Below are 23,998 nucleotides of genomic sequence, written 5' to 3' on the forward strand. Positions count from 1 at the left end.
TACTATATAATTAAAAAGTACTAGATTGTAAATTTATTATTGAGTTTATATAAAATTTGTATAAATACAAAATCTAGCTTGAGTTTATGTGAATTCACTGGTAAATTTAATGTTGTAAGTTGTTGTATTTTGCGATTAATTTTATATTAAAATATTATCCAAAAGGGGAAATTATTTAGAAATGATAGAATTTAAAAATGTATCGAAAGTTTACCCTAATGGAACGAAAGGTTTAAAAAATGTAAACCTTACCATCAATAAGGGAGACTTTGTTGTTATTGTTGGTCTATCGGGGGCAGGTAAATCGACCCTACTTCGTTCTATTAACAGGCTACATGAAATTACTGATGGTGAAATTATCATCGATGGAAAATCTATAACTGCTGCAAGAGGCAAGTCTCTTCGCCATATCCGTCGGGATATCGGTATGATCTTCCAAAACTTTAATCTTGTAAAACGCTCTAGCGTCCTTCGTAATGTATTATCTGGAAGAGTGGCATATCACTCTACTGTCCGTACTCTACTTGGAATGTTCCCAAAAGAAGATGTGGATCTCGCTTTAAATGCACTTGATCGTGTGAACATTAAAGAAAAGGCTTATTCCCGTGCAGATGAACTTTCTGGGGGACAACAGCAACGTGTATCGATCGCTCGTGCCTTAGCGCAAGAAGCAAAAATTATTCTTGCAGATGAACCCGTTGCGTCATTGGACCCGTTTACAACTAGACAAGTTATGGATGATTTGAAACGAATCAACCAGGAATTAGGAATAACAACAATTGTAAACTTGCACTTTGTTGATTTAGCCCGTCAATATGCCACAAGAATTATCGGTATACGTGCAGGGGAAGTAGTATATGATGGTCCTGTTGAAGAGGCAACAGATGATGTCTTCTCTGAAATCTATGGACGTGAGATTAAGAAAGATGAGTTGCTAGGAGAGAAGGAAGAATGAACTCAATAAAGGTGAAAAAACCGTCAAAAGTTAAGGGGATTGTTACATTCTTACTTATTGTAGTCATCATTTGGGCCAGTGCACTCAATACAGATGTATCATTTCAAAAGCTATGGGATGGGCTTCCAAACATGGGGACCTTGCTTAATGAAATGTTTCCTCCTGATTGGAGTTATTTTAAATCGATAACAGAACCAATGTTAGCTACTATTCGAATGGCTGTTTTAGGTACAACATTTGGTGGGATCGTGGCTATCCCTGTAGCATTGCTTTCTTCTAGTAATGTTGTGAGAATTCCAGTTGTTTATCAAATTGCTAGATTTATAATGAATTTAATCCGTACGATTCCGGAATTGTTATTGGCTGCATTATTTGTACCGATTTTTGGGATTGGTGAAATCCCTGGTATCCTTGCAATTTCTGTTTTTTCCTTCGGTATTATTGCGAAATTATTTTATGAAGCAATTGAAACGATTGATCCAGGGCCGCTAGAAGCGATGACAGCAGTTGGGGCAAATAAGATTCAATGGATTTTCTTTGGAGTTATTCCACAAGTTATTGCACACTATGCATCATTTTTCTTATATAGCTTTGAAATTAATATACGTGCAGCCGCTATTCTAGGTTATGTAGGTGCAGGTGGGATTGGATTATTCCTAAATAATGCACTAGGATTTTTCCAATATGACCGTGTATTATCTATTATTATTTATACATTTATCGTGGTTATCATAGTAGATGCGATAAGTAATAAGATTCGGGAGAAATTATTATGAGCCAAAATCAATTAAAAAAACCAATAGGAAAACGGATAAGAAACTGGGCAATTGTACTTATCGTTATCGCAATTTATGTTTGGGCATTTGCAAGCGCACCCTCCATTGCGTTTAAAGATTCCGCTATTCAAGCACTGAAGGCGATTTTTCATGGATTCTTTCATCCGGATTGGGACTATATTTACGATCCAGCAGGAGAGGATTTATTACGAACATTACTTGAAACATTAGCAATTGCTGTATTAGGTACATTTATTTCAGCTTTTCTTTGTGTTCCTTTTGCATTCTGGGCAGCAAGAAATATGACGAAATACCGCGCAATTTCAAGTCTAGGTAAAATTGTTTTAAGCTGTATTCGTGTGTTTCCAGAGCTTATTATGGCACTCTTATTCATTAAATCAGTTGGTTTAGGAGCGTTCGCAGGTATTTTAGCACTTGGTTTCCACTCAATTGGTATGCTAGGGAAATTGTTTGGGGAGTCGATTGAAAACACAGAATTTACTGCAAGAGAGGCGTTAATTGCTTCGGGAGCAAACAAGCTTCAAGTATTATGGTTTGCGATTATTCCGGAAATCATGCCGGCATTCATGTCGTATACATTATATCGATTTGAAATTAGTGTACGTTCAGCCACTATCTTAGGTATTGTTGGTGCTGGGGGGATTGGTGCCCCATTAATCTTTGCATTAAACGGACACTCGTGGGATCGTGTAGGGATTATTCTTTATGGAATTATCATTATGGTAACAATTATTGATTTAATCTCTGCTGCTATTCGTAAACGATTAGTATGATTGTACCCAATATAAATAAAAAAAAGCAAAACATACAGATTCTGTGGGTTTTGCTTTTTTTTATATTTATTCAAGTATTTATTTTTTATCTATGCATCAAGTGAAAAAAGGGTATCATGATCTAACATGTGATTAATAATTCAATTTAAACCATAAGAATCGTTTATCAAGAGTATTGTTGGTGAAAGCATCTCTATATCTTTAAAAAACATCAAACAAATTATTAAAAAAAGAAAAATAATAGATTCAAAAAGGATATTTAGGAAAGTAGGAAAATTAATACTATTTTAATAGAGTAAAATGCACTTTATTTTCCCAATAAAAACTTTTACTAGAATTTATTATAATTATTTACAGGTAAAAATTAAATTAATATTTAGTTAATACCAAAATTATAAAACTAGGAGGCAACATTATGAAAAATTCTATTAAAAAATTATCTTTACCTGTAGCTTTAATTTTTAGTTTGTTAGTTTTTGCAATCCCGTCATCTGCTGCTACTAATACCTCGGTGGAATTAAGTCCTTATATAGATGGAGTGAAGGCAAGAAATAGTAGCTATATTACAACAAACCCTGGAGTAATTACTGTTAAAATTAATGGTGACATCGGAATTTGGTCAGCTGTTTACTGGGCGCTTGTAGATAGTAAAGGGAAAGTTTATAAAAGTGGAGGGGTTAACCATGGTGAAAAGGTAAATACAAAAGTTAAAGTCTCAGGTGGAAAATATAGACTTCATTTGGACACAGCACAGAACGATGTATCTGTAAAAGGCTCAATAGTTTGGTCTTTAAATAAATAGGAGTTAGCCACCTCTTGAAATATATATCTAAGAATATAATTATTATATAACTTTTGATAGTTTCCTATTATCAATGTTGCCTTAACATTCTTTAAAAAGGAAGATGTTAAGGCTTTTTTGTAGAAATGAGTAAAATACTCTGGCAAGTAGTTTTCAAACAACTAAAATTTTAGATCATAACTAGTAGTTAGAATGGTTTCCGCTTAATAACCGACATTTGGAAAATAAAATAACTCGAATAACGATTGTAACAATAAAAGACATCTTTTTAATAAAAAAACCCTCTCGTTAGAAAGGGTGAATATGCATAGTTATTAAGTACAACTTTTTATTATTTTCCTATTTCTTGAAATTTCTTAGTGTATTCTCGAACTACATCAAAATTAGAGTCTTGAGATTTTGTATATCCTACATGAGAATAGATTTGTTTTATAATTTCTTTTCCTTCTTTATCTTCTCCGATTTTAACAAACGCATCAGCGATTTTATCTTTCCATTTTTGATCCATATCAGGGCGAACACTAATTGTATCATTAGGAATTTTATCAGTTAAGAATAGATATTTAGTATCTTTATAAATGTTTGGATATTCCTTTTCTAAGATATTACGTGCGTCAACAAAAACAGCCGCTGCATCGACATCTTTATTAAGAACACCCTGTACACCTTTATCATGACCTTGTAATTGAATAGCTGTCATATCCTTTTGAATATCTACACCTTCTTTTTTCATATAAACCGCCGGCCAAACATAGCCCGCAGAAGATGTAGGTGCTTGAACGCCAATTTTTTTACCTTTTAAGTCGGCAACGCTGTTGATACCGGAATCCGTTCTTACTAATACACCGGAATAATAATAATCTACTAGGTCACTAGTTGGTTTTCCAGTTTTAGCATCAACCCCATTACGAAGTGCTTGAAGTAATACATCTGCATATCCTTTTTCGTGTGCTAATACATAGTCTGTAGGTGGTAGGAAACCAAGGTCAAGTTGTTTTGAACCCATAGCTTCGACAACACCGTTATAGTCAGTAGTTACTTTAACTTTAACAGGAATACCAATTTCTTTTTCTAGAAGTTCTGCTAAAGGTTTTGCTTTTGCCTCTAATGTTTCAGCGTTTTGAGATGGTACAAACCCAATTGTTAATTCCTTAGGAACGAATCCTTTGCTACCGTCTTTGTTGCCATCTTTTGCTTTGTCATCGCTTTTTCCACACCCAGCCATTACCATTGCAACGACACCAAGTGCTAGAAATAATGCAGCAAATTTTTTCAGCATACATTTACCTCCGAATGTAAAAGTTTTTTTGAATACGCTTTAAGCATATAATATTTTGACTATAAAATAAATAAGAAAATTACTTTATTATTAAATTTTTAGTAGATAAATGTTAATTGTTAAGGAGATATTAATCAAGTATTAAAGTTTGGTTAATAGCACTATTTATTTTTGTGATATATTTTAATTATTCAAACTTCTGCTATTAGATAGGTATAGTAGAGAGTTAAATTAATTTTAGTTTATAATAGTTACAGACATTTAATAGACAGGTGGTAAAGAAATGAAGCAACTAACATTAACAATACTGGAAACTAGCGATGTGCACGGGAATATTTTCCCGATCAATTATGGAACGAATAAGGAAGCAGAGGTCGGTTTAGGAAGAATTGCTTCTTTGATAAAAAAAGAAAGAATGGAAAATGAAAATGTTCTTCTTATTGATAACGGAGACTTAATCCAAGGAACTCCACTTACCTATCATTACGCAAGAATCGATCACCAAAAAATCAATCCAATGATTCTATTAGCAAATGAGTTGAAGTATGATGCAGCAGTGTTCGGAAATCATGAATTTAATTACGGTCAAGAGATACTATCATCTGCAATAGAAGACTCTAATTTTCCATGGTTGTCAGCGAATATTTTAAATAAAGAAACAGGCGAGCCATACTATGGACAACCGTATTTAATAAAGGAAGTTAATGAATTAAAAATAGGTATCCTCGGTTTAACGACCCCATATATACCGAATTGGGAACAGCCGGAAAATATTGAAGGAATTGAATTTGCCGATGCAGTAGAGGTTGCAAAGAAATGGGTATCATTTTTACGAAATGAAAAGAATGTTGATCTAGTCATTGTTTCCTATCATGGAGGATTTGAGAGAGATCTTGAGACCGGTGAACCAACTGAAACGCTAACAGGAGAAAATCAAGGCTATCAAATCTGTCAAGAGGTAGAGGAGATTGATGTATTATTAACCGGGCATCAACATCGCCAAATTGCAGGAAATAAAATCAATGATGTCATTGTCGTGCAACCAGGTAATAATGGAATTGCTTTAGGAAAGGTTTCGCTAAAGCTTGAGAATCAAAATGGTAAATGGAAATGTGTTGAAAAGTCCTCAGAGCTGCTTCCTGTTTCAGGAGTTGAAGCAGATCTTCAACTTTTAGAAAAGGTAAAAGAATATGAGGAAGCGACACAAAAATGGCTGGATCAACCAATTGGCAAAATTGAAGGGGACATGCTTGTTCGTGACCCGATGAAAACAAGAATGACGGATAATGCATTAATCGAATTTATCAATCATGTTCAAATGGAAGTAGCGGGTGTGGAAATTTCAAATACGGCTTTATTCGATAATCAATCTCCAGGATTTCCTGAGCATGTAACGATGAGGGATGTTGTTTCAAATTATATTTACCCTAATACATTAAAGGTCATTCGTATTACGGGTAACGATATGAAAGAAGCACTTGAACGATCGGCATCCTATTTTAAACAATATACTGGAGGAGAAGTAGAGGTAAATCCGGCTTTTACAACTCCAAAGCCACAGCATTTCAACTATGATATGTGGGAAGGTATCGAGTATATTGTTGATATAAGAAAGCCAATAGGTGAACGGGTCATTAAGCTTGAATATAAAGGCAACCCAATCGACCCCAATGGGCAATATGATGTAGTTATGAACAACTACCGTGCAGGTGGCGGCGGCGAGTACTTTATGTATAAGGACAAGCCAGTCATTAAAGATATTCCTACAGACGTATCCGAGCTCATCGCGAACTATATATTAGAAAAGAAAGTAGTTAAGGCAACAGTGAATGACAACTGGAAGGTAATTTATTAAAGACTGTTTTCTAATAGTATATGAGAAATAATGACTTTCTACTTAGTATTTTTGATTAGAATAGAAACATTATAAAAGTACTAAGCAGACTGAATACACGTAAACTCCTGCGGGAAAAGTGAGCAATGTGAGACCCCGCAGCGAGGTACGTGCGAGGAGGCTCACACCTCACCCGCGGAAAGCGCAGTGTATTCAGTCTGCGGGTGAGGTGACAATAATTTATATGAAGGTCCCTTATTAAACTTTTTTGGTTGAAGTCCTCTCTCTTTTTTTGAGAAAGGACTTTTTTTCGTTTAATTGACATATTGTAAAAGCATAACAAAAAATAATAATTTATTTTCGTAGTAATTCCTACTTGACTGATTGGATTAATTGTAATATAGTTTTGCTTGCACTATCTTATTACTTTATTAAAGGGGGATAAAAGTGAATTCTTTACTTATTATTATCAATATAATTGTTTTACTGCTTTTAATCTTCGGATTGTTTATGATGCAGAAGAAGCATGTATCCTTTTCAAAACGTGTATTCGCAGGTTTAGGATTGGGGATTGTTTTCGGTTTTATCATTCATCTTTTATACGGAACAACGAACAGTGTAACTGTTAATACAATAGATTGGTTCAATATTGTTGGTAATGGTTATGTAAAACTATTACAAATGGTCGTTATGCCACTTGTATTCATTTCAATCGTTGGCGCGTTTACAAAATTAAAGTTGACGAAAAATATTGGCAAAATCAGCTTCCTCGTAATTGGAATTTTACTAGGCACAACAGCGATTGCTGCTGCAATCGGTATTGGTTCGGCTTTAAGCTTTCATTTAGATGGGATTCATTTAAATCAAGGGGAAGAAGAAGCTGCACGAAATGCACTTCTACAGGAAAAAGTCACAGGTGTGAAAGATATGACAATTCCTCAGCAAATTATCGAATTGTTACCAAGTAATCCATTTCAAGATTTAACAGGTGCACGTCCAACATCTACAATTGCAGTTGTTATTTTTGCGGCGTTTGTCGGAATGGCTTACCTTGGAGTTAGGAGAAAAAGTCCGGAGCAAGGGGAATTTTTTGCAAAAATAATAGATACGTTATATGCAATTATTATGCGCATTGTTACGTTAATTTTACGACTTACTCCTTATGGTGTACTTGCGCTAATTACGAAAGTAATGGCTACAAGTGATTATGGGGCAATTGCCAAACTAGGCAAATTCGTTATCGCTTCTTATGTGGCACTTATTGTTATGTTTATCGTTCATTTAGTACTTATTTCATTAGCTAAGCTTAGCCCAGTGAAGTATGTGAAGAAAAGCTTGCCTACTTTAACATTTGCGTTTACTTCACGTTCAAGTGCGGGAACATTGCCTTTGAATATTCAAACGCAAACGAAAAGCTTCGGTGTATCAGAAGGAATTGCAAACTTTGCGGGATCCTTTGGATTATCAATCGGACAAAATGGGTGTGCAGGAATTTACCCAGCTATGCTAGCGATTATGGTAGCTCCGTCTGCTGGAATTAATCCAACCGATCCATCGTTTATTATTACCCTAATCTTAGTGGTAGCAATTAGTTCATTTGGTGTTGCAGGTGTTGGTGGGGGTGCAACATTTGCTGCATTAATCGTATTATCAGTTATGAACTTACCGATTGCGATCGTTGGTCTATTAATTTCAGTAGAACCTTTAATTGATATGGGCCGTACAGCTTTAAATGTGAGTGGAAGTATGACAGCTGGAATTTTAACAGGTAAGGCGACAAAAGAGCTTGATAAAGACGTTTATCAACAATCTAATGCAATAGAAGCATAGATAAATAGAAATGCCATCCTTATAGCAATGGATGGCATTTTTGCATGGTTTATATTTGGTTTACATGCTGACGCATCGTTCCATTTTTTTCATAATTAATATGCCAGGAAAATGCCTTTTCCAATACATGTGGTGTTTGTCCCCCTTTGTGTCGTGCCTCTTCAAAGTATTCAAGCAGCTGCTCACGATAGGATGGATGAACACAATTTTGGATAATGAGTGGTGCACGCTCAATAGGTGCCAAGCCTCGTAAATCGGCATAGCCTTGTTCAGTTACGATAACATCCACATCATGTTCGGTATGATCTACATGTGATACGAATGGGACGATACTGGAGATGTCTCCATTTTTTGCAATTGATTTCGTAACAAATATAGCTAGGCGTGCATTTCTTGCAAAATCCCCCGAGCCACCAATGCCATTCATCATATGTGTTCCACGTACATGTGTAGAGTTTACGTTTCCATAAATATCCACTTCTAATGCCGTATTAATTGAAATCAATCCTAAACGACGGATAATTTCCGGATGGTTCGATATTTCCTGTGGTCTGAGAATAAGACGTTCCTTATATTTTTCAAGATTGGCATATACATGCTTCATTTTTTCATCGGACAATGTAATAGAGCAGCAAGAAGCAAATCGTACTTTCCCCGCATCAATTAAGTCAAAGACAGCATCTTGGAGAACTTCGGAGTATACTTCCAAGTCAGTAAACTCTGAATCTATAAGTCCATGTAATACCGCGTTTGCAACAGAACCTATTCCAGACTGTAATGGTGCAAGCTGATTTGTTAATCTCCCCGCCTTTACTTCCCTTTTTAAGAAATCAATTAAATGATTGGCCATGATTTGTGTCTCTTCATCAGGTTGCACAATAGTAGAAGCCGAATCCAATTGATGGGTGAACACGATGCCAATAATTTTCTCACTGTCTACCGGAATACCTATTGTACCTATTCGATCTTGTACATTTTTAAGTAGTATGGGATCACGCTTTCCTTGCATGCCAGTCTCATAAATATCATGAAGTCCTTCTAGTTCGATTGGCTGTGCAGTGTTAATTTCGACAATTACATGTTTTGATTTTTCAACAAAAATAGAAGAGTTTCCGACAGATGTTGTCGGAATAATCATGCCGTTTTCGTCGATTGCAACCGCTTCCACAATTGCGAAATCAATCGGGCAAAGTACATCCGCACGAATTGCTTCCGCCATGTGGGACAAATGCTGATCGACAAATAGCATTTCTCCTTGGTTGATTTTTTTGCGCATTGTAGGATCCGCTTGAAATGGCATACGCTTATGAATCATTCCTGCTTCAGCCATTAATTTATCAATATCAGATCCTAAGGAAGCACCTGTATAAACATTTACCTTTAAACTTTCCTTCTTTGTCCGTTCGATCAATGCAGTAGGTACAGCCTTAGCATCTCCCGCTCGTGTGAATCCACTTAATCCTAATGTCATGCCGTCCTTTATCCAGGATGCAGCATCTTTCGCTGTTACAACTCGGTCCGTTAAACGAGGGTCTCTAATATATTTCATTGTATTGTTTTCCATTAACGTCACCCTTTGTTTCTTTTTGAAATATTCTATCAATAATTGGATGACTCTTCACTAGAATTGGAATGAAAGGGCTTTATTTAGGAATAAAGAGGTGTTTTTTATACATAAAGGAGCATTATTGCTTGAATAAAAAAACAACTTGCATCATCGGCAAGTTGTTAAAAGCATAATATTTTTCGAAATTGACTCGCATATGTTTGACTTACAGGAATTTTTGCCCCGTCTTTCATAATTAGTAAGAAAGTGGAATGTGAGTCAGGATGAATTTCTGCAATAAAATTGATATTAATAATATACGAACGATGACATCGAATAAATAGATCAGAAGGTAAAAAGAACTCTAGTTCTGTTAAGTTAAATTTATGTGTTCCCACTAATGAAGAAGAATGGACGTTGGTTTTTCTACTTTGTGCTTCTAAAAACATAATTTGATTAAAAGGCAATGGGAGCCATCGATCATTTGACTTCACGGTTAGAAAGGAAGTAGGGAATGTGATTGGCTTTCTTGGTAAAATAGCCGTAACACAACCTTTTAATTGATTCCCTTTTACAATAGGAACGGACATACCGAAATACGAGACACCGAGTATGTTTTTATCAATATAATCGGAAATTTTTTGCTTAACTTTTAAGGCTTTAAAGGTAGCAGTCCCTTCTCGGATTTGATCGCCTGGTTTTATCTTTAAATCGATTTGTTTGCTTGGTTGATAATAAATATATTGTTTATCGTTAGCTATCGCAATTGAAGTATCTTTTGGAACAAACTCTTGGATAACTTCCATAATGGATGAAACAGTATGATGATCCATGCTAGATTTCACCTTCCTATATTACATTTCACTTCAAGTATATCACACACGATTATTTAGTTGAATGTATGGAAAAATGTTTAAGTTCTAATAGATTCCCAATGAATGCATGGTACGTTAAAATAAGAGTAAAGTAAAAAAATGAGGTGTCCAACATGAATCGAAAAGAGATAGAATATAAAATTCAAGACTTAAAGGCGGATTATGTACGTCTTCAGCATGACTTGGAAAAGCTTGAGTTTGTTAAAGGGAATTTATCCCCACTGGAACTCCAGCTAGAAGGGATAGAAAAAGAGTTAAAATTATTAAATGAACAGTTAGCAAAGCTTGATTAAGATAATAATTTAATCTAAAAAGGTGGAGCACCTAAAAGGAGAAAGCAGGGGGAAAATGAAGAAATCAACATTATTAGTATTGATTATTTTTTTATTGGCCGCTTGTAAATCAACTAGTTCAGATGCCTCCGCAATTACATTAAATCAAGTCTTGTCTGCCTTGAAAGAACAGCAACTAACAATCAAAGAAGCAAAATCAAGTAATGATGATCTTCTTGGAATGAAGCTGAATGGAGCAAGACCATCTTCATATGCTTTAGATGGCAAAAAATTGCTAATATATATCTATCCTTCGGCTAAAGAGCGTAGGAAGGGAATGGAAGATTTCCGTAAAAAAACGGAGAATTCTAATACAGTTTCTTATAAATATTATGAGGTAAACAATGTGTTAGTTTTTTATGTGTATGAGAAGGATTTAAACGTGGAAACGGAAAATAGAATCCAAAAGAGTATGAATAGATTAAAAGAAAGTGTGAAGTAAAGCTTGATGGACACCATGTCCGCTTAATAAAAGGCTTGTAGAGAAAAGTTCATTTTCTACAAGCCTTTTACATGTAATCAATCTTTAATATTCCACAAAAATTCCCCAATATATCGATCCACTGTTTGATGCTCGTGAAGTCCGCTATGTGTAGCATTAATATCATTTACAATTTTTGTCTTTAATTGGTTTGAGTGGACGATGTCTTGAATGCCTAATGCACTTGGCTGTGAAACAACCCCATCACCATGTTTGGAGTCCAAAATGACACCTGCAATGGATAGTACTTTAATGTTTGCATCAAATGATTCTTTATGTTCAACAAGTGCTTGTAAAGCGCCGGAATTAGGTTTTAAATCTTTAACTGCCGGTCCCGTATTATTTGGATTTTTATAATAGGATTTTCGTTCAATCCCTTTGAATGGACTTCCAATCGTAATTAGTTTTTTGATTATTGGATAACGCTTTTTATTGCTGGTCTGTTCGATATAGTTTGTTAAAACAAGGCCACCCATGGAATGCCCAACAGCATACGTATCATTAATCCCGTATCTATGTTTTAAAACCTTCATTACATTCTTTAATTCATCTGTTGTGTTTTGTATTGTGGATCGATTATTTTCAAAAATAATTTGAATAAAAGGGTGCTTTTGATTTTTGGGGATGCCTCCGGAAATAAAAACATGTCCATTATGACTAACCCGACAAACCATTGTCTTTCTTCCCCAAAAGTAATTATTTTCAAACCGATTTAGCATCGTGTTAAATGATTTAGAAGTCCCCTTAAACCCATGGACAAAAATGGTTGGAATCCTATTCTCGTTTGGGGGAGAATTTTTATTTGAACTTGTATGGTGCAGCAATAACAGTGACAATCCTATAATTAATAGGAGTGCAACCATCATTCGCATGAACGTACGTTTTAAAATCACTTCAATGAACTCCTTCTTTATAACTCGATTACTACATAAGTATAGAATACGAACTTCATGACTTCAAAAGTTTCTTATTTTTGTTTTCCCTAAATATTTATAAAATAAAAGTACAAGTAGGAAGTAGGTGTTCACCTATTAGGATGAAATGCATAGGCTAGTGAGTAGAGTAAATGATAAATCCCACTGTAAGAGGAGTGTTTTACATGGCAGGGAAGGTACTTAATTATTATGCGGGCGGAAATACGGGCCGAGGATTCTATAATCTTTTCGACTCGAATTTGAAGGGATTGGAACGCTTATTTATCCTTAAAGGGGGACCTGGAACTGGTAAGTCGAGCATGATGAAGAGACTGACTGATGAATGGGGACATAAAGGTTATGACTTAGAAATTATTCATTGTTCATCAGACAATGGTTCTATAGATGGTGTGGTTATCCCAAAATTAAAATTTGGAATCGTTGACGGTACTGCACCCCACATCATTGAACCAACCGCCCCGGGTGCAATTGAGGAGTATGTGAATGTAGGTAGAGCGTGGGACAGTGAAAAATTACAACAACATAAAGAGAGAATTATTTCCCTTCATCATGAAGTTTCCAATGCGTTTCAGCTCGCATATGACACATTTGCAAAAGGGCTGGAGGAACATGATCAATTAGAGGAAATCTATTTTAAAGAAATGGATTTTGCAAAAGCAAATCAGCTAACGAACGAATTGATTCAGCAAATTTTTCCAGAGGAAAAGCTCTCCAAACAGGCGGATGTTCGGCATCGTTTTTTAGGTGCAGCAACCCCGGAAGGTGCAGCTGATTTCATACCAAATATTACGGACGGCTTACAAAAAAGATATTTTTTAAAGGGGCGAGCAGGTACAGGTAAGTCTACATTATTGAAAAAGATTGCCGCAGCCGCAGAAGAAAGAGGATTTGATACGGAAATTTATCATTGTGGATTCGATCCTAATAGTATTGATATGGTTGTCGTAAGAGAATTGAGTTTTGCGATTTTTGATAGTACGGATCCACATGAATACTTTCCGGATCGGGATGGGGATGAAATTGTCGATCTTTACTTAGCGGCGGTAACACCCGGAACAGATGAAAAATATAGCATTGAAATTGATGAAGCGCATAAACGCTATAAAGATAAGATGAAAGAAGGTACTGCTTATTTAGCAAAAGCAAAAACCTTGCATGACGAACTGGAAAAATACTATGTTGAAGCAATGGACTTTACAATCATAGATCGAATTTATGAAGAGATAAATAATGAGATTATTCATTTAGAAAGTAAACTTTCATATGATTAGGGTTATCCTTGATGGGTAAGTAGTTCCTTATTTATGAATAAAGATTTCAAATAGCACTCTAATTAGCGGACTAAATCGCATATGATTTGGTCTATTATTTTCTTATATACTTTAATTAATAGTAGCCTAACAAATATCTTGACTTGTCAACATGCTAATTACTATGTTTTTTACTTAAGTAGGTAAATGATGTCCTAAAGATAATCAAAATAAGCGGATATTTTACGGTTATACAGCAGAATAGAGCTAGTTTCGTGAGATTTAAGCGGAGTTTTTCCGCTTAAGCAAAGCAAATTTGCTCATTTTCACGTTTTTCGAGTTAATAGTCGGAATTTTTCCGGATATTTAAAGGTATTTTCAGTGCAATTTCTTAATTAAGAGGATTTTCTCCGCTTATTATCAAACTCAATTTAGCGTTTAATGAACCTGTACAACTTCTCCATTAATTAGCACACAAAAGCTTTGGTAAAAACCCCAAGCTTTTGTGTGCAAATTATATTGTTGCTCAAATGCTACGAAATCTTATGTTATTTGTGCTCCGGTTTTAATTTTTCTCCACGTGATCGGAACTACTAACTTGATGGTAGTCCTATTTTAGTTTTCCATTTCGCAGCAATTATATTAAAGTAGTAATTAAGATGTTTAATAACGGAGGGTTTTAGAATGAATTGGAATGATTGTATTGTACGTACACATACACATTCAGTAAAATGGTCAACTGCGCCGGATGAAATTATTCCGATGTGTATTGCTGATATGGACTTTCAAGTTGCTCCGGAAATAATCGAGGCAATGAAGAAGAAGGCAGAGCATGGTATTTATGGGTACACGACTTTTTGCGATCGTTATTATCGTTCAATTATTGGGTGGTGGAAGAGAAGATTCAATATGAATATTGATAAGGAATGGATTTCCTTTAGTCCCGGGATTATTCCTGGAATTAATCTTTTACTTCAAATTTTAACAAAACCCGGGGATCAAGTTATTGTTCAAGAGCCCGTGTATTATCCATTCTATAGCAGTATTGAAAACCATCATTGCACGATCGTTCATAATTCACTGGTTTACAAAAATGGTACATACGAAATGGATTTTGCAGATTTAGAAACAAAGGCAAGCGATCCGAAAGCAAAAGTCTTGATTTTATGCAGTCCGCATAATCCGGTTGGACGAGCTTGGACTGAAGATGAATTAGCAAAGGTGGCTGACATCTGTTTAAGGCACAATGTATGGATTATTTCTGATGAGATGCATGGGGACCTCGTGTATAAAGGCAAGCAACATCACCCTCTATTTAGCATTCATCCCGAAATTAAACAAAGAAGTATTTTGTGTGCGGCACCTAGTAAAACATTTAATGTAGCAGGTTTGCAAACATCGATTATTATGATACCTAATAAGGAGTTACGAGAAAAATATAACGAAAAACTTTTTCAATATGGTTTAATGCGGCCAAATGCATTTGGAGTGGAGGCAACGATTGCCGCTTATGAATCAAGTGAATATTGGCTTGAGGAGTTACTAATATATTTAGAAGAGAATGTTGAATATGTTTTAAACTTTTTTAAATCAAATATACCTGAAATTGTCCCTATCAGACCAGAAGCTACGCACCTTATTTGGTTAGATTGCAGTAAATTGGGAATGCAAGGGGAAGAGTTATTCCAGTATTTTTTAACAGAAGCGAAAATCAAATTCGATGAAGGCTATAAGTTCGGTAGTAGTGGGGATGCTTTTTTACGCATGAATATAGCTTGTCCGAGAGAGCGGCTAGAAACAGCTGTTCATCGTATACATGAAACAGTTTTGAGATGGAGGACGAATGGTTGAATTCATTACTAACTAGAATCGAAAAGGAGTTAAGTAAGCTTTCCGATGCAGAGCGGAAAATTGGCGAATATATTATAAAAAATCCAGAACTTATCCCCAATATGACAACGAAGGAATTATCAAAGAAAAGCGGTGTAAGCGAAGCGAGTGTTGTCCGATTTTGTAAATCGATTGGAATTCGTAGTTTTAAAACGTTTAAGTTGGAGCTAGTAAAAAACATAACTTTATCACAAAACAATATTACCGATTTTTCGATATTGCAAAAAAAAGACTCACCTTATGATTTATTCCATAAAGTAACCTATGTAAATAAGGCGGCCATTGACTCCACCTTATCCTCACTTGATAAAAGTGAGTTAGAAAAAGCAGTTGAGTTAATTAAAAAGGCAAAAAAAATTATTTTCTATGGAGTAGGGGGATCGGCAACAGCTGCTTTTGATGGACATTATAAATTCTCAAAACTAGGCTACCATTCCATAACGACTTTAGATTTCCATTTTATGATCTCGCTAATTCCGTATCTTACTGAGGACGATGTGTTCGTTGCGATTAGTATGTCAGGGAAAACAAAGGATGTGCTTGAACTGGCGAGATTTGCTAAAAAGAAAGGGGCAACTTTAATATCGATCACAAATATTGATAACTCCCCCTTGTATAAAGAAGCAGATATTCGCCTTTGTACACCGATTGTTGAGGGAGATGTCCGTATTGGAACAATCTCATCCCGTATGACACAATTAAACATTATTGATACTTTGTATTTGAGTGTATTTAATAATATTGGTGAAAATGTGTTGGAACAATATCATGAGGCGAGAAATGAAGCGGTTCGATTACGACGATAAGGATTGAAAACTTGGCAACTGTGCCAAGTTTTTTGTACATAAAAAGAAATGGAGATTATTTTTCGACAAATGAAATTTTAATTCATTAAATTTATATATTTTATTGACATTTAATTTCTGTTATATAAAATAAAAGTAAGAAATAAAATTTAAAAGGATGGTATTATGCTTGAAAAACTGACGACAGAAAAACGTAATGAGACAACGATGAACTTGGACGTCATGTCGATTCAGGAAATACTAGAAACGATGAATCGAGAAGACCAAACAGTACCTCAAGCCATTGCTATGGAACTTCATAGTATTGAAAAAGCCGTTCAATATGTTATCCAATCCTTTCAAGAAGGAGGTCGATTAATTTATATTGGTGCAGGTACAAGTGGTAGACTTGGAATCTTGGATGCCGTCGAATGTAAGCCAACTTTTGGTTCTCCACCTGAAATGGTTCAAGGATTTCTTGCGGGTGGAATGAAAGCGTTTACGGAGGCGGTTGAAGGTGCCGAAGATGATGAAAACCAAGGTGAGAAGGATTTAGCAAGTATTAAGCTTTCGGAAAAAGATACTGTAATTGGGATCGCGGCAAGTGGCCGTACACCATATGTCATTGGTGCATTAAAATACACAAGTAAAATCGGTGCAAAAACAGTAAGCATCAGCTGTAATAAAAACGCTGAAATGAGTAAATACGCGAAAGTCAAAATCGAAGTTGAAACAGGCCCTGAAGTATTAACCGGCTCAACTCGTTTAAAAGCGGGCACAGCGCAAAAGTTAATATTAAATATGATATCCACTGCATCGATGATTGGAATTGGCAAGGTTTATAAAAATTTAATGGTTGACGTTCAATCAACAAATAAAAAGCTTGTCGAACGTTCTAAACGCATTATTATGCAGGCGACAGATGTAGACTATGATACGGCGGCTGATTATTTTGAAGAGTCACATCACAATGTAAAAGTAGCTATTGTAATGATTTTATTACAATGCTCTTATGAAAAGGCTTTAGAAAGTCTTAAAAATGCAAATGGATATATTAGAAAAACATTATAGTCGCATGTAAGGGGGAGAAACCATGAAAAAAGAACAAGTCATCGCAGAAGGAATTCTCGAACATGTAGGTGGTAAAGAAAATATTAGACAACTTGCCCATTGTATGACGCGTGTTCGCCTTCAGCTAAAAGATAGTGACAAAGTCAATATCGCTTCATTAAAAAAAGTCGATGGGGTTATGGGCGTTATTGACGATGAAACATTGCAAATCGTTGTTGGTCCCGGAACAGTAAATAAAGTTTCTGATGTGTTAAGTACAATGACAGGATTAAAAATCGGGGAAGTTGCCGATGCCGACGATTTATCATTCGAAGAAAAAGCACAACTAAAGAAAGCAAATATTAAAAAGAAAAACAATACACCTTTGAAAAACTTTTTAAGAAAAATAGGGAATATCTTTATTCCGCTTATTCCGGGATTAGTTGCCTCAGGATTAATAAATGGAGCGGCCAATTTTGCCAAAAATGCAGGTGTTGATGAAAAAACAACAATCATGCAAATTCTATTAGTATTAGGTAGCTGTATTTTTACTTATCTTGCCGTTTTAGTCGGTTGGAATACAGCAAAGGAATTTGGCGGAACACCAGTATTAGGTGCCATTGCAGGGATGTTCTTATTTAATCCGGGATTAGCAGAAATTCATATTTTTGGTGATGCATTGATTCCTGGGCGTGGCGGATTATTTGGTGTCATATTTGCCGCATGGTTAATGGTTGTGATCGAGAAGCAGGTTAGAAAAATTATTCCAAACTCTGTTGATATTATTTTAACTCCTCTTATTACGATTTTAATAGTTGCTATTTTATCATTATTTGTTGTTATGCCTGTAGCAGGAGTGTTAACAGATGGAATCACAAGTGGAATTAAAGCGATTCTAGATATCGGTGGTGTTGTAGCCGGGGCGATTTTAGCGGGATTCTTCTTACCGCTAGTAATGGTTGGTCTACATCAAGGGTTAACGCCAATTCATTTAGAATTTATTTCTCAATATGGTAATACACCACTTTTACCGGTATTAGCGATGGCAGGTGCTGGTCAAGTAGGTGCAGCAATTGCTATTTTCGTAAAAACAAAGAATAAAAGATTACGTAATATTATTAAAGGGGGTCTACCAGCAGGATTCTTAGGAATTGGTGAACCACTCTTGTATGGGGTTACTCTTCCACTTGGTCGACCGTTCATCACTGCGTGTTTAGGTGCTGCGGTTGGTGGAGCATTTCAAGCGGTTTTCCATGTTGCAGCGAAAAGTATCGGAGTATCCGGTCTTTCTCTTACAATGCTAATTGCTGAAAATAAGTATATATTATATATAATTGGTATTGTCATTGCCTATGCATTTGGTTTCCTCTTTACCTATCTATTTGGATTTAAAGAAGAAATGGCTGAAGATATTTAAGGAAACACAAGGGGGGGCTTTTCCTCCCTTTTATCATTTAATGAAAGGCTTTGTTAAAATTCAATGTTGGTATTGACGCCATGTTGATTGGAGCGGAAGGTACGAGACTCCTGCGGGATCAGCTGGACAGATGAGACACCGCGGGGAGCGAAGCGATGAGGAGGCTCATCGCAGAACCGCGAAAAAGCGAGTACCTGCAGCGGAAATCAACAACCAAGTTTAACAGAGCTTAATGAACTAGGAGTGGTACGTTTGCTAGGTATTTCAGTTTACTTATCTGAACCAATCGAGAATCAACGTGAATATATTCAAAAGCTTTCAGATAAAGGATTTCAATCGATTTTCACATCGTTACATATTCCAGAGGACAATCCAGACCTCTTTAAAGGAAGACTTATCGAACTGGGCGCGATTGCAAAACAGAATAATATGGAGTTAATCGCCGACATTTCACCGAAATCCCTTCATTATTTAGGATATACATGGGAAACAGCCGATCAATTGCTCACTTGGGGATTGACAGGTTTACGAATCGACTACGGTGTGGAAGAAAACATCATTGCCCAACAGTCGAATAAAATGAAAATCGCTTTAAATGCAAGCACGATTACAGAAGAATCATTAAATCGTTTAAAATCCTATGGATTAAATACCTCTTCAGTTGAAGCGTGGCACAATTTTTATCCACGGCCGGAAACTGGTCTAGCGCGTGAAGAGTTCCACGAGCAGAATCAATGGCTAAAATCAGAAGGTCTGAAAGTAATGGCCTTTATTCCCGGAGATAAAAAACGCCGCGGTCCACTTTTCAAAGGTTTGCCAACCTTAGAGGATCATCGGGCACTATCTCCTTTTGTCGCCTTTTGTGATTTAAAATTCAAGGAAAAAGTTGATAAAATTTTAGTAGGGGATTTTGAATTAAGCGATTTCGTATTGGAACAATTTTCTGCCCTTCATCGTGATGGATATTTTCTTATTCGAGCGAAGTCATATACCGAAAATAAAGAAATGCTAAATGTTTTCGAAAAGATACAAACCAACCGCTTAGATTCAGCAAGGGATTGCATCCGATCAATGGAATCTAGGGAGTATGGATTGATCGGAACGAATCCCGTTGAGCCGTTTCATACGATTAAGCGAAGCATTGGCTCAATTACTGTTGATAATAAAAATTACGGACGCTATCAAGGGGAAATTCAAATTACAAAAACGAACTTAGATGCGGATGAGAAAGTAAATGTAATTGGCAGAGTCGTTGAAGAAGATATTCCACTTTTGAAGTATATAAAAGGCGGGAAAAAATTTAAAATTTGTTGGATCTAGTCAGAAGGAAACTATCTCATGTTGATGGGATAGTTTTTTTACGTTTTAGGAAACAATATTTAAAGTGAAATTACGGTTTTAAATGTCCACTACATATAAACAAAAAATAATATATGTGATAGAATATTGGTATTAAAGCAATGAATAATTTGTTTTGTTCACACTGGATGGACACTTGTTTGTGAAACGCTTACATTTACCGTGGAGGGATGAAAATGAGCAGTAACGCATTAGATCATTTTTTAAATGAAAACCTTGAGGATTTAAGAAGTAAAGGTTTATATAACGAAATCGATGTTGTAGAAAGTGCGAATGGCCCGGTTATAAAAATAGGTGGGAAAGAACTAATCAATCTTTCATCCAACAACTATTTAGGATTAGCGACAGACGAGCGCTTGAAGGAAGTAGCAATTAACGCAATAAACGAATGGGGTGTCGGCGCTGGAGCGGTTCGTACGATTAACGGGACTTTAGATATCCACATTCAACTAGAAAAAACATTAGCGAAGTTTAAAGGAACTGAAGCGGCAATTGCGTATCAATCTGGTTTTAACTGCAATATGGCTGCTATTTCCGCTGTTATGGATAAAAATGATGCAATCCTATCGGATGAATTAAACCACGCCTCCATCATTGATGGTTGTCGTTTGTCAAAGGCAAAAATTATTCGCGTGAACCATTCAGATATGGATGACTTAAGAAAAAAGGCAAAAGAAGCAAAAGAATCGGGATTATACAATAAGATTATGGTCATCACTGACGGTGTTTTTTCAATGGATGGAGATATTGCTAACCTTCCGGGAATCATTGAAATTGCTGAGGAATTTGATCTTATCACATATGTAGATGATGCCCATGGATCTGGTGTAACTGGTAAAGGTGCCGGTACTGTTAAACACTTTGGTCTTGCTGATAAAGTCGATTTTCAAATAGGTACACTTTCTAAAGCAATAGGTGTTGTTGGAGGTTATGTTGCAGGGAAGAAAAATCTTATTGATTGGTTAAAAGTCCGTTCCCGTCCGTTCTTGTTTTCAACGGCTGTCACTCCAGCTGATGCTGTAGCCGCGACGAAAGCCATCGAAATCTTAATGAGTAGTACGGAATTAAATGACCGCCTATGGGAAAATGGAAACTACTTGAAAAACGGCTTGAAACAACTTGGGTTTAATATTGGCGAAAGTGAAACACCAATTACACCGTGCATCATTGGTGAAGAAAAGACAACACAACTCTTCAGTAAACGACTTTATGAAGAGGGGGTTTATGCTAAATCGATCGTATTCCCAACTGTTCCACAAGGTACTGGTCGTGTAAGAAATATGCCTACGGCTGCACATACGAAAGAAATGCTTGATCAAGCGATTTCAATCTACGAAAAAGTCGGAAAAGAAATGGGCTTAATTTAGACAACATAGAGATGGCGACATAATCAGGAGGAATACTAGTGAAAAAGATTCTTGTGACTGGATCATTAGGTCAAATTGGCAGTGAGTTAGTAACAAAAATGAGAAGTATTTATGGGACAGATCATGTCGTTGCCACTGATATACGAGATAATGGCAGTGAAGTCGTGAAAGCTGGTCCATTTGAAATATTAGACGTAACAGATGCAACGAAGATGTACGATTTAGCGAAAAAATATGAAGTAGATACGATTATTCACTTAGCCGCATTATTATCTGCAACAGCGGAGAAAAAGCCATTGCTCGCATGGAATTTGAATATGGGTGGGTTAGTAAATGCATTGGAAACGGCTAGAGAATTGAACTGTCAGTTTTTCACACCGAGCTCAATTGGGGCATTCGGCCCTTCAACTCCAAAGGACAACACACCGCAAGATACGATTCAACGCCCAACGACAATGTATGGGGTAAATAAAGTGTCCGGAGAGCTTCTTTGTGATTACTATTTTACTAAGTTTGGAGTCGATACACGTGGGGTGCGTTTTCCTGGTTTAATCTCATACGTTGCAGAACCTGGTGGCGGAACAACGGACTATGCTGTAGAAATTTATTATGAAGCGGTTAAAAATAAACGGTTTACTTCCTATATTGATAAAGGAACATATATGGATATGATGTATATGCCGGACGCCTTGAATGCGATCATCGATTTAATGGAAGCAGATTCAACAAAATTAAAACATCGCAATGCATTCAATATAACAGCGATGAGTTTTGCCCCTGAAGAAATTGCTGCTGAGATTAAAAAACATATTCCGGAATTTGAAATAAGCTATAATGTTGATCCCGTAAGACAGGCAATCGCAAATAGTTGGCCAAATTCAATTGATGCAACAGCTGCTAAAGAAGAATGGGGTTTCAAAGCAGAATATAATCTAGAAAAAATGACAATCGATATGCTTGAGAAATTAAAACGAAAACTTAATTAATAATATAGAGGTGATGGTGAAAAACCATTGCCTTTTATATTTTTTTGTTATAATAAGAGGGATATTATTAGAACAGTGAAAAAACTTTCGGGATATATTTCCTGGTCTCTTCATGATAAAATAGTAATAAAAGATGATGAAGGAACAAGTGACTTTCATGACAAATATAAAAAATTTAAGATCAAATCGTTTTTGGATTGTATATATACTATTGTTATTTGCCTTTTTAAGCTTGTCATTATTAGTAATGATGTTCGATTGGGATAAGCTTTTGAGTATTGCTTTGCTAATCCTGTCCATAGGTATGCTAATCTTTTTCGTTTATCGAATCTCACTCTTTTATAAAGAGTTTTGTAAACTAGAAGAAGAAGAGGAACAATGGTCTGCGCTAATTCACTTTATGCCTGATTTTGTTTGTTTTAAAGATGGACAAGGTAAATGGATAAAGGTAAATGAATTTGGTAGGAAATTGTACCAACTGGAAAATATCGATTATTATGGGAAAACTGATTTGGAACTTGGAGAACTAAGTCCATTTTTCAAAAATGATTTTAACTCCTGCTATACCTCTGATGAAAATGCTTGGAATAAGGGGACGCTTTTGCGGGTAGAAGAATCATTCGCGATTCCATCCGGAGATATTAAAAGTTTTGATGTGTTAAAAATTCCTCTTTTTTATCCAAATGGCAAGCGAAAAGGATTATTAACGATTGGAAGAGATATTTCACAGCAAAAAACGGCAGAATCTATGCTCCTAAAAAGAGAAAAGCTGTCTGTAGTTGGCGAATTGGCTGCAGGGATTGCACACGAAATTCGAAATCCGTTGACAAGTATAAAAGGTTTAACACAGTTAATGCATGAATCACAAAACGTTACAGATGAATATGTCAAGGTGATGATTTCCGAAATTGATCGCATTAACCAAATTGCAAGCGAATTACTTGCACTTTCTAAACCCCAATCAAGGAAGCACAATCAAGTGGCATTAACAGATATTCTACGTTATGTAATGAATATTATGGAACCTGAGGCCTTATTAAGAGGGGTAGAACTAGAATTTAAAGGTGCTGAGCATTGTCAAATTGAAGGGGATAGAAATGGTCTTATCCAAGTATTTATTAATCTTTTCAAAAATTCAATGGATGCAATGCCGGAAGGTGGCATTATAACCATTAGTAGTGAAATTATTGGGAATAAGGCGTTTATCTCTATATCTGACCAAGGAGTAGGAATCCCACCTGAAAGGTTAAAGAAAATAGGAGAGCCATTTTTTACTTTAAAAGAAAAAGGAATGGGCTTAGGCCTTACGATAAGCCACAAAATTATACAAGAACATCGAGGAACGATTGATTTTCAAAGTACTGAAAATGTTGGTACAAAGGTTACAATGACATTTCCACTAGGTTAATAACTTTTCGGGGCATTCACTTACCTCTGCCCCGTTTTCCTTTTTTA

At 35.9% G+C, this 23,998-nt stretch carries 21 protein-coding genes; 17 read left to right on the forward strand and 4 right to left on the reverse strand.

What is annotated here, in order from left to right; all coding sequences use genetic code 11:
- Positions 1-181 precede the first annotated feature (181 nt).
- From phnC to B5V89_RS11445, 4 genes are all read left to right on the forward strand, one after another.
- Entirely contained in the window at positions 182-955 is a 774-nt protein-coding gene (gene phnC, locus B5V89_RS11430; protein WP_066230565.1) for a phosphonate ABC transporter ATP-binding protein, read from the forward strand.
- Positions 952-1,731: a phosphonate ABC transporter, permease protein PhnE gene (gene phnE / locus B5V89_RS11435; RefSeq protein WP_108072082.1), complete on the forward strand. Its 780-nt coding sequence runs from the start codon at positions 952-954 to the stop codon at positions 1,729-1,731. The genes phnC and phnE (B5V89_RS11435) overlap by 4 nt, the downstream gene beginning before the upstream one ends.
- A complete protein-coding gene (phnE, locus tag B5V89_RS11440; protein WP_181294657.1) occupies positions 1,728-2,525 on the forward strand; it encodes a phosphonate ABC transporter, permease protein PhnE in 798 nt (265 codons plus the stop codon). Before phnE (B5V89_RS11435) ends, phnE (B5V89_RS11440) begins: the two co-directional genes overlap by 4 nt.
- 415 nt (positions 2,526-2,940) lie before the next feature.
- Positions 2,941-3,327, forward strand: a complete 387-nt coding sequence (locus B5V89_RS11445; protein ID WP_108072085.1) for a hypothetical protein — start codon at positions 2,941-2,943, stop codon at positions 3,325-3,327.
- A gap of 331 nt (positions 3,328-3,658) precedes the next feature.
- Here the strand turns inward: B5V89_RS11445 and B5V89_RS11450 are convergent, their stop codons facing one another.
- Positions 3,659-4,606: a phosphate/phosphite/phosphonate ABC transporter substrate-binding protein gene (locus tag B5V89_RS11450; RefSeq protein WP_108072086.1), complete on the reverse strand. Its 948-nt coding sequence runs from the start codon at positions 4,604-4,606 to the stop codon at positions 3,659-3,661.
- 283 nt (positions 4,607-4,889) lie between these two features.
- Here B5V89_RS11450 and B5V89_RS11455 point away from each other — a divergent pair, with 283 nt between their 5' ends.
- Entirely contained in the window at positions 4,890-6,461 is a 1,572-nt protein-coding gene (locus B5V89_RS11455) for a bifunctional metallophosphatase/5'-nucleotidase (protein ID WP_108072088.1), read from the forward strand.
- Between the two features lie 489 nt (positions 6,462-6,950).
- The gene (locus B5V89_RS11460) at positions 6,951-8,270 is read left to right on the forward strand and encodes an L-cystine transporter (RefSeq protein ID WP_181294661.1); all 1,320 of its coding nucleotides are present in this window, start codon (positions 6,951-6,953) and stop codon (positions 8,268-8,270) included.
- 49 nt (positions 8,271-8,319) lie between these two features.
- On the opposite strand, the gene B5V89_RS11465 is transcribed toward B5V89_RS11460, so the two are convergent.
- Both B5V89_RS11465 and B5V89_RS11470 read right to left on the reverse strand, forming a co-directional pair.
- Complete coding sequence (locus B5V89_RS11465) at positions 8,320-9,834, reverse strand: succinyl-CoA:acetate CoA-transferase ScpC (RefSeq protein WP_108072091.1); 1,515 nt, start codon at positions 9,832-9,834, stop codon at positions 8,320-8,322.
- 164 nt (positions 9,835-9,998) lie between these two features.
- Positions 9,999-10,649: a LytTR family DNA-binding domain-containing protein gene (locus B5V89_RS11470; protein ID WP_108072093.1), complete on the reverse strand. Its 651-nt coding sequence runs from the start codon at positions 10,647-10,649 to the stop codon at positions 9,999-10,001.
- Positions 10,650-10,804: 155 nt separating this feature from the next.
- Between B5V89_RS11470 and B5V89_RS11475 the strand changes: the two genes are divergently transcribed.
- Both B5V89_RS11475 and B5V89_RS11480 read left to right on the forward strand, forming a co-directional pair.
- Complete coding sequence (locus B5V89_RS11475; RefSeq protein ID WP_108072094.1) at positions 10,805-10,984, forward strand: SE1832 family protein; 180 nt, start codon at positions 10,805-10,807, stop codon at positions 10,982-10,984.
- A 55-nt stretch (positions 10,985-11,039) separates the two neighbouring features.
- On the forward strand, positions 11,040-11,465 hold the full coding sequence (locus B5V89_RS11480) for a hypothetical protein (protein ID WP_108072096.1): 426 nt from the start codon (positions 11,040-11,042) through the stop codon (positions 11,463-11,465).
- Positions 11,466-11,542: 77 nt separating this feature from the next.
- Here B5V89_RS11480 and B5V89_RS11485 read toward each other — a convergent pair whose 3' ends face one another.
- Positions 11,543-12,397 (reverse strand): alpha/beta fold hydrolase, encoded by an 855-nt coding sequence (locus B5V89_RS11485; protein WP_108072098.1) that lies wholly within the window; start codon positions 12,395-12,397, stop codon positions 11,543-11,545.
- A gap of 206 nt (positions 12,398-12,603) precedes the next feature.
- Between B5V89_RS11485 and B5V89_RS11490 the strand changes: the two genes are divergently transcribed.
- The 9 genes from B5V89_RS11490 to B5V89_RS11530 all read left to right on the forward strand — a co-directional run bounded on the left by B5V89_RS11490 (position 12,604) and on the right by B5V89_RS11530 (position 23,951).
- On the forward strand, positions 12,604-13,710 hold the full coding sequence (locus B5V89_RS11490; RefSeq protein WP_108072099.1) for a PRK06851 family protein: 1,107 nt from the start codon (positions 12,604-12,606) through the stop codon (positions 13,708-13,710).
- 663 nt (positions 13,711-14,373) lie between these two features.
- The gene (locus tag B5V89_RS11495; protein ID WP_108072101.1) at positions 14,374-15,540 is read left to right on the forward strand and encodes a MalY/PatB family protein; all 1,167 of its coding nucleotides are present in this window, start codon (positions 14,374-14,376) and stop codon (positions 15,538-15,540) included.
- Positions 15,537-16,385, forward strand: coding sequence for a MurR/RpiR family transcriptional regulator (locus B5V89_RS11500; RefSeq protein WP_084347573.1), 849 nt, complete (start codon positions 15,537-15,539; stop codon positions 16,383-16,385). The genes B5V89_RS11495 and B5V89_RS11500 overlap by 4 nt, the downstream gene beginning before the upstream one ends.
- Before the next feature lie 165 nt (positions 16,386-16,550).
- Entirely contained in the window at positions 16,551-17,435 is an 885-nt protein-coding gene (murQ, locus tag B5V89_RS11505) for an N-acetylmuramic acid 6-phosphate etherase (RefSeq protein ID WP_066230528.1), read from the forward strand.
- Positions 17,436-17,457: 22 nt separating this feature from the next.
- Positions 17,458-18,831: a PTS transporter subunit EIIC gene (locus tag B5V89_RS11510; protein WP_108072103.1), complete on the forward strand. Its 1,374-nt coding sequence runs from the start codon at positions 17,458-17,460 to the stop codon at positions 18,829-18,831.
- A gap of 243 nt (positions 18,832-19,074) precedes the next feature.
- A complete protein-coding gene (locus B5V89_RS11515; protein ID WP_325949577.1) occupies positions 19,075-20,151 on the forward strand; it encodes a DUF871 domain-containing protein in 1,077 nt (358 codons plus the stop codon).
- Positions 20,152-20,366: 215 nt separating this feature from the next.
- Positions 20,367-21,557 (forward strand): glycine C-acetyltransferase, encoded by a 1,191-nt coding sequence (locus B5V89_RS11520; RefSeq protein WP_108072106.1) that lies wholly within the window; start codon positions 20,367-20,369, stop codon positions 21,555-21,557.
- Between the two features lie 38 nt (positions 21,558-21,595).
- Entirely contained in the window at positions 21,596-22,543 is a 948-nt protein-coding gene (locus B5V89_RS11525) for an L-threonine 3-dehydrogenase (protein WP_108072108.1), read from the forward strand.
- Between the two features lie 157 nt (positions 22,544-22,700).
- Positions 22,701-23,951 carry an ATP-binding protein gene (locus B5V89_RS11530; RefSeq protein ID WP_066230512.1) on the forward strand — a complete coding sequence of 417 codons (1,251 nt, stop codon included), beginning with the start codon at positions 22,701-22,703 and terminating at the stop codon, positions 23,949-23,951.
- Positions 23,952-23,998: the final 47 nt, after the last annotated feature.

Source organism: Heyndrickxia sporothermodurans (assembly GCF_003055045.1).
In the GTDB taxonomy this organism is placed as follows: Bacteria; Bacillota; Bacilli; order Bacillales; family Bacillaceae_C; genus Heyndrickxia; species Heyndrickxia sporothermodurans.